Raw genomic sequence first — 5,680 nt, forward strand, 5'->3', positions numbered from 1 at the left:
TGATCGTGGTGGACACCCCGCCGTCCCGCTCCGCGCTGGACTTCCTGGACGCGCCGAACCGGCTCGGGTCCTTCCTGGACGGCAAGTTGATCCGGATACTGACCGCCCCCGCCAAGGTCGGCGGCCGGAGCGCGATGAAGTTCCTGAACGTCGGGATGGGCCTGGTCACCGGCACCCTCGGCAAGGTCTTCGGCGCCCAGTTGCTGACGGACGTGCAGACCTTCGTCTCGGCCATGGACTCGATGTTCGGCGGTTTCCGCGAGCGGGCCGACCGCACCTACCAGCTGCTCAAGGCCCCCGGCACGGCCTTCCTGGTGGTCGCCGCCCCCGAGCGGGACGCGCTGCGCGAGGCCGCGTACTTCGTGGACCGGCTGGCCGCCGACGAGATGCCGCTGGCCGGGCTGGTGCTCAACCGGGTGCACGGCACCGGCGCGCCGCAGCTCACCGCCGAACGGGCGCTGGCCGCCGCCGAGACGCTCGAGGAGAACGGCCTGGGCGACGCGCGCGCGGAGCACGACGTGGCGGCGGAGACGCTGGCCGCCGGACTGCTCCGGCTGCACGCGGAGCGGATGCAGGTGATGGACCGGGAGCGGCTCACCCGGGACCGCTTCGTCTCGGTCTACCCGGACGTGCCGATCGTCGAGGTGCCGGCCCTGCCCGGTGACGTGCACGACCTCGACGGCCTCCGGGCCATCGGCGTGCGACTGGGCGGCGAGCCGACCGACTGACCGTCAGCCCGCCTCTGCGACACGCCCGTTGAGCACCCGTACCGCTGTACCGCGACGCTCAGCGGGCGTACCCCCACACAGCCGTACGGACCGATCGCTGCCCGGGCTCCCCCACCCGGGCGCCGATCCGTCCGACGGATCGTCCTCGACGGCGACTAGCCCGCCTGGGCGTAGTCGGTGAGGATGACGCCCGTGGCGAGCGACTCCTCGTACTCCGTCCTGGCCGTCTCCAGCAGCCTGCGCCAGGACATCACCGTCGGCCTGCGGCGGAGAAGTGCCCGCCGCTCCCGCTCGGTCATCCCGCCCCAGACACCGAACTCCACCCGGTTGTCCAGGGCGTCGGCCAGGCATTCCGTCCTGACCGGGCAGCCACTGCAGACCGCCTTCGCGCGGTTCTGCGCCGCCCCCTGCACGAACAACTCGTCCGGATCACTCGTGCGGCAGGAAGCCTGCGCACTCCAGTCGTCCACCCAGCCCATCCCGGCGCCGTCCTCTCCCGAATCGGGGCTCCCCCACGGCGGCAACGGCATATTCACCGCTGCCAGTTGAGGACGTTACGGAAGAACGTCAGGACGCAACAGCCCCTTCGGGCCCAATCTCAAATGGCCCAATCGGACTATGGGTATCCGCTCACTCACCCGTTGGAGTGATCGCAGGTCGGAGGCCTTGCCAGGCCACGTCCGACCACTCTCGTCACCCTCTGCCACACCGTTGCCGGCGGACCCGTCAGTAGACCATCTGATAACGGGTCAATTCGGGCAAAGCTCATCACTCACAAGAGTGATGAGCATGAACAGAGCGAAGCTGTCGCAGTGTTGTGACAAGCGTAGGCGAACACCTGCCCCCGTGTACGGGAATCAGCGACGTAGTGTTCTCCCCATGGCACCTCAGCGACCCGCGGGATCACCGCTTGACAAGGCCGGGCTCGGGCTCAAGTTCCTGGGCATCAGCGTGCTGTCCGGTGTCCTGGTGGCCGGGATGGCGCTGCCCGCGATCGGCGCACTCGGTCTGACCGCGAAGGACACCGCCGAGAGCTTCGACAACGTCCCCACGGACTTCAAGACACCGACCCTCTCCCAGGCCTCGTACATCTACGACGCCGGCGGCGGTCTGATCGCCAAGGTCTTCGACCGCGACCGGACCATCCTCGCCAGGGAGCAGATGGCCCCGATCATGCGGCAGGCCCAGGTCGACATCGAGGACGCCCGCTTCTACGAGCACGGCGCCGTCGACCTCAAGGGCGTGGCCCGCGCGATCGGCAAGAACGCGGAGTCCGGCGAGGCGACCCAGGGCGCGTCCACGCTGACCCAGCAGTACGTGAAGAACGTCTTCGTGGAGCAGGCCGGCGACGACAAGGAAGCCTTCGCGCTCGCCACCCAGAAGAGCCTCGGCCGCAAGATCAAGGAACTGAAGATCGCGGTCAAGCTGGAGGAGGAGCTGAGCAAGGACCAGATCCTCACCAACTACCTGAACATCACCTTCTACGGTCACCAGGCCTACGGGGTCGAATCGGCGGCCCAGCGCTACTTCTCCAAGAGCGCCAAGGACCTCACCATCCCCGAGGCCGCGATGCTGGCCGGCCTGGTGCAGAACCCCTCGGCCTACGACCCGGTGCTGCACCCCAAGGCGGCCCAGATCCGCCGCGACACGGTGATCAGCAAGCTGCTGGAGAACAAGCACATCACCGCCGAGGAGGCGAAGGCGGCCACCGCCGCCCCGCTGGGCCTCAAGTACAAGGAACCGCTGAACGGCTGCATCACCGCGCAGAACGGGATGGGCTTCTTCTGCGACTACGTCCGCCACGTGGTGAAGCAGGACCCGGCCTTCGGCAAGACCGCGACGGACCGTCAGAAGCTGTGGTCCCAGGGCGGTCTGAAGATCTACACCACCATCGACCCGCAGAAGCAGGCCGCCGCCCACAAGGCGGTGACCACCAAGGTCTACCCGACCGACGACGTCTCGGCCGCGATGACCATGGTCAAGCCCGGCACCGGCGAGATCCTGGCGATGGCCCAGACCCGCCCGTACGGCCTCGACGGCAACCAGAAGCAGACCGTGCTGAACCTCAACGTCGACGCGGCGATGGGCGGCGGCAACGGCTTCTCGCCCGGCTCGACCTTCAAGCCGATCATGGCCGCCGCGGCCATCGAGAACGGCACCCCGGTGACCCAGCAGTACCCGTCGGAGTACAAGATCCCGTACCCGACGACGACCACCTGCAACGGCACCTGGACGAACTCCAAGACCAAGCCCGCGACCATCGAGAACGAGAGCAAGAGCGAGGTCGGTCCGTACCAGCTGAAGGAGGCCATGGCGAAGTCGGTCAACACCTACTTCATCGAGATGGCCCAGGAGACCGGGCTCTGCGCCTTCAAGCAGATGGCCAACAAGCTCGGCATCAAGGCGCTGGCCAGCGGCGAGGCCTTCCCCGAGGTCCCCGCCATGGTGCTCGGCGCCCGTGAGGTCAGCCCGCTCTCGATGGCCGGCGTCTACGCCGCCTTCGCCGCCCGCGGCAAGTACTGCACCCCGATCGCCGTCAAGTCGGTGGTGAACAACGCCGGCACCCAGCTCCCGGTCCCGCAGCCGAACTGCAGCCAGGCGATGAGCGAGACCACCGCCGACGCCATCAACACCCTGCTGCTCGGCGTGACCGAGAAGGGCACCGGCTCCTCCCTCGGCCTGGACGACGGCCGCCAGATCGCCGGCAAGACCGGTACCACCGACAACCGGTACGCGGCCTGGTTCAACGGCTACACCCCCGAACTGGCCACCGCGGTCTGGCTCGGCGGCCCGACCACCTACGTCTCGATGAAGAACATCAAGATCGGCGGCAAGCGCTTCGACTCGGTCTACGGCGCCACCGGCCCCGGCCCGATCTGGCAGATGGCCATGAACGAGGTCCTGATGGGCACCCCGCGCGGCACCTTCCAGACCGTCGACATCCCGGACCCGCAGCCCAAGCCGGACCCGAACGCCACCGCCACCGCCACCCCGCCGTCCAACGACGGCGGCCAGGGCGGCCAGGCGGCCGGCGGCCTGATCGGCGGCAACTTCACCCTCCCGCCCGGCATCATCGGCGGCGGGAACGGTGCGAACGGCGGCAACGGGAACGGCTGGGGCAACAACGGCGGCGGCCACCGCTGACCCGCCTCGCCTGACCACACGTCAGAGGGCCACCCCCGTCCAGGGGGTGGCCCTCTGACGTGTTCTGCCCGGCCCTCCGGCTCCGTCGCGCTCCTCAGGAGCTCCGGCACCGGCTGCCCGGCTCCGTTACGGCTGGAGCGCGGCCTTCACCGCGGCGGCCACCCGGCCACCCTCCGCCAGACCGTCCACCTTCGGCTTCACCAGCTTCATCACCGCGCCCATGCCCTGCGGCCCGGTCGCCCCGCTGGCGGCCACCGCCTCGGCCACGATCGCGGTCAGCTCCTCGTCGCTCAGCTGCTTCGGCAGGTACTGCGCCAGCACCTCACCCTCGGCCCGCTCCTGCGCCGCCGACTCCACCCGACCGGCCTGGTCGAACGCCTCGGCCGCCTCCCGGCGCTTCTTCGCCTCACGGGCGATCACCTTCAGCACCTCGGCGTCGTCGAGCACGCGCTCGGTCTTGCCCGCCTTCTCCTCGGCGGTGACGGCGGAGAGGGTGAGCCGGATGGTGGACGAGCGCAGCTCGTCCCGGGCCTTGATCGCAGAGGTGAGGTCCTCCTGCAGCTGCTGCTTGAGCGTAGTCATGCAGCATTCCTACGCCGCCGCCCGCCGCCCGGCAAACCCATTCTTCCCGCGCGACCGCCCCGGCCCGGCCCGCGGCGGCCCGACCGACCCCCTCCCAGAGGTGTCCGAAAAATTCTTCGGAACCACCTGCAACCTCCCCGGGGGATGCACGTCTAGCAGGGTGTGAGGGTGGCGAGGAGCCCCCGAAACACCCGGCGGACCGCCCGAGCGGACGCCCCGTCAGACAACAGACCGTCACTTCCGGGGGACAGCCATGACCAGCACCATTCGTACCCGCACCACCCTCGCCGCCGCCACCGCCCTGCTCGCCGTGGCCGCCCCGCTCACCCTCACCACGGCCGCCTCCGCCGCGGACGCCGCCTCCGCCGCGACGGTCGCCCTCTCCGTCGCCGCCCCGGCCGCGATCGGCTTCGCCGGGCAGCCCGTGGAGTTCAGCGAGACCGTCACCAACCCGGGTGCGACCGAGCAGAAGCTGACCCTCTCCTTCTCCGCCGACGTCACCACCGGCGCCCCCAACGACGCCCTGGTCATCGACTACAAGGACCAGGCCTCGGGCAGCTGGAAGGCCGTCCCGCTCACCCTCGCCGCCGGGGTCTACTCCGGCGCCCTGCCCACCGCCGTCACCGTCCCGGCCGGCGGCAAGAAGACCCTCGACCTGCGGATCGGCGCCCCGATGGGCCTGCCCCACCAGGGCGCCACCAACGGCGGCATCCCGTCCGTCCCGCTGCACTCCGTGCTCACTGCCGAGGGCTCCACCACCCCGCTCGCCGACGAGCTCCGCACCATCGCGGTCAAGGCCCCGAAGGTCACCCTCGGCGCGGTCCCCTCCACCGCCGTCATCGGCGGAGCCCCGATCGAGTTCGACGCCACCCTGACCAACGACACCCCCTCCGCCTACGTCAACCTGGCCAACCTCGTGGTGGTCGGTCCGTACGGCGCGGCCGTCGAGGTCCGCCGCGCCGACGGCACCTGGCAGCGGGTGGAGCAGTGGATGAACGCGGACTGGAGCGGCTCCGGCGCCTACCTGGACGGCCGCAACTCCAGCCTCGCCGCAGGCGCCACCAGCACCCACCGGGTCCGGGTCAGCTACCCCTCCGCCTTCACCCCCGGCAAGACCGAGATCCAGCGCTGCCTGATCGTCAACGAGCACCCCGAGCAGCCGCTGCGCGGCACCACCATGTGCGTCCAGGGCGCGACCGTCGACCTCGTCGCCGCCACCCCGTCGG

Annotated in this window: 5 protein-coding genes; 3 read left to right on the top strand and 2 right to left on the bottom strand. The window is 70.1% G+C overall.

Going from position 1 to position 5,680, the window contains the following annotated elements:
* Nucleotides 1–728: ArsA family ATPase (locus ACZ6ZR_RS38285; protein WP_465650605.1), on the top strand; the 728-nt coding region annotated here is incomplete at its 5' end.
* Between the two features lie 155 nt (nucleotides 729–883).
* Here ACZ6ZR_RS38285 and ACZ6ZR_RS38290 read toward each other — a convergent pair.
* The gene (locus tag ACZ6ZR_RS38290; RefSeq protein ID WP_345286967.1) at nucleotides 884–1,207 is read right to left on the bottom strand and encodes a WhiB family transcriptional regulator; all 324 of its coding nucleotides are present in this window, start codon (nucleotides 1,205–1,207) and stop codon (nucleotides 884–886) included.
* Nucleotides 1,208–1,607: 400 nt separating this feature from the next.
* On the opposite strand from ACZ6ZR_RS38290, the gene ACZ6ZR_RS38295 reads away from it, so the two are divergent.
* Nucleotides 1,608–3,872: a transglycosylase domain-containing protein gene (locus ACZ6ZR_RS38295; RefSeq protein ID WP_465650607.1), complete on the top strand. Its 2,265-nt coding sequence runs from the start codon at nucleotides 1,608–1,610 to the stop codon at nucleotides 3,870–3,872.
* 126 nt (nucleotides 3,873–3,998) lie between these two features.
* Here ACZ6ZR_RS38295 and ACZ6ZR_RS38300 read toward each other — a convergent pair whose 3' ends face one another.
* Complete coding sequence (locus ACZ6ZR_RS38300) at nucleotides 3,999–4,454, bottom strand: GatB/YqeY domain-containing protein (protein WP_465650609.1); 456 nt, start codon at nucleotides 4,452–4,454, stop codon at nucleotides 3,999–4,001.
* Nucleotides 4,455–4,707: 253 nt separating this feature from the next.
* On the opposite strand from ACZ6ZR_RS38300, the gene ACZ6ZR_RS38305 reads away from it, so the two are divergent.
* On the top strand, nucleotides 4,708–5,680 hold a 973-nt coding region (locus ACZ6ZR_RS38305; RefSeq protein WP_465650611.1), incomplete at its 3' end, for a hypothetical protein.

Source organism: Kitasatospora sp. NPDC088742, from assembly GCF_055584905.1.

Bases quoted from the DNA above. Each gene is read 5' to 3' on its own strand.
- ACZ6ZR_RS38290 (WP_345286967.1), bottom strand. From the start codon at position 1,207: ATGGGCTGGGTGGACGACTGGAGTGCGCAGGCTTCCTGCCGCACGAGT.
- ACZ6ZR_RS38295 (WP_465650607.1), top strand. From the start codon at position 1,608: ATGGCACCTCAGCGACCCGCGGGATCACCGCTTGACAAGGCCGGGCTC.
- ACZ6ZR_RS38300 (WP_465650609.1), bottom strand. From the start codon at position 4,454: ATGACTACGCTCAAGCAGCAGCTGCAGGAGGACCTCACCTCTGCGATC.